The following is a 1,240-nucleotide window of genomic DNA, read 5'->3' as shown; positions in this document are numbered from 1 at the left end:
TGGCCTGCTGCCGGTTTCGTGGACACCGAGATAAGGTGTTTAACGGAACTGGAGAGTTGGAATGCAAAGAAGGAAGTTCAGCCGCGAGTTCAAGCTTGAGGCGGTGAGATTGATCAAGGATCGGGGCGTTGCGGTGGCCCAGGCTGCCCGCGACCTCGATCTCCACGAGAATGTGCTGCGCAAATGGGTGCGCGAGCTGTCGACCGATCCGCAGCACGCGTTTCCCGGTCATGGGCAAATGAAGCCGGAGCAGCAGGAGATCGACCGGCTACGCAAGGAAGTGGCGAAGCTGAAGGCGGAGCGCGACATCCTAAAAAAGGCCGCAGCCTACTTCGCGAGGGAAGTGACGTGAAGTTCGCTTTCATCGCGAGGCACCGGAACATCTGGCCGGTGGCATGGCTTTGCAGTGCGCTGGATGTGTCCCGCTCAGGCTTCCATGCCTGGCTCGACCGCAGCCCCAGCGCTCGCTCCCGGGATGACGAGATCCTCGTTTCCAGGATCGACCGTAGCTTCAAGAGCAGCGACCGCACCTATGGCGCCCGTCGCGTCTGGCACGACGTGCTGGCTGAGGGGCTGTCCTGCGGCCTGCATCGCATCGAGAGGCTTATGCGGGAGAACGGTCTGCGTGCCAGGCCTCGGCGCCGCGGACTGCCGAAGGATATGGGCGAGCGAGCGGTTGTGTCGGACAATCTCCTTGACCGCGCCTTCGAGGCCTCGGCGCCGAACCAGAAATGGGTCGCCGACTTCACCTATATCTGGACCGCCGAAGGATGGCTCTACGTTGCCGCCGTGGTCGACCTGTTCTCCCGGCGGGTCGTCGGCTGGGCGATGAAGGCCGAGATGACAGCACAGCTCGTCACCGACGCCCTCATCATGGCGATCTGGCGCCGGGGCAAGCCCGACAGCCTGCTGCATCATTCCGACCAGGGATCGCAATACACGAGCGAGCAGTTCCAGCGCCTGATGGCCGATCACGGCATTACGTGTTCGATGAGCCGGTCGGGCAACGTATGGGACAATGCTGCGATGGAGAGCTTCTTCTCGTCGCTCAAGACCGAGCGGACAGCCCGCAAGGTCTACAGGACGAGGGATGACGCCAGAGCGGATGTGTTCGATTACATCGAATGCTTCTATAACCCCCGGCGGAGGCACTCGACGCTGGGCTATCTGAGCCCCGTGGAGTTCGAGGAACAAGCTATGTTAGCTTAACCTCGTGTCCGAAAAACCGGCAGCAGGCCAA

General features: G+C 61.8%; 1 protein-coding gene. It reads left to right on the top strand.

Annotated elements, in window-relative coordinates; translation table 11 throughout:
- Nucleotides 1–61 precede the first annotated feature (61 nt).
- Nucleotides 62–1,209 (top strand): IS3 family transposase gene (locus NKH59_RS33335; protein WP_353024474.1). Its coding sequence is split into 2 segments (ribosomal slippage): nucleotides 62–311 and nucleotides 311–1,209, totalling 1,149 coding nucleotides; the frame shifts between segments, so codons are not numbered across the junction.
- Nucleotides 1,210–1,240: the final 31 nt, after the last annotated feature.

Source organism: Mesorhizobium sp. M0998 (assembly GCF_040318885.1).
In the GTDB taxonomy this organism is placed as follows: domain Bacteria; phylum Pseudomonadota; class Alphaproteobacteria; order Rhizobiales; family Rhizobiaceae; genus Mesorhizobium.
Note: the sequence above shows the minus strand (reverse complement) of the source record. Positions and strands in the feature narration are given on the sequence as shown.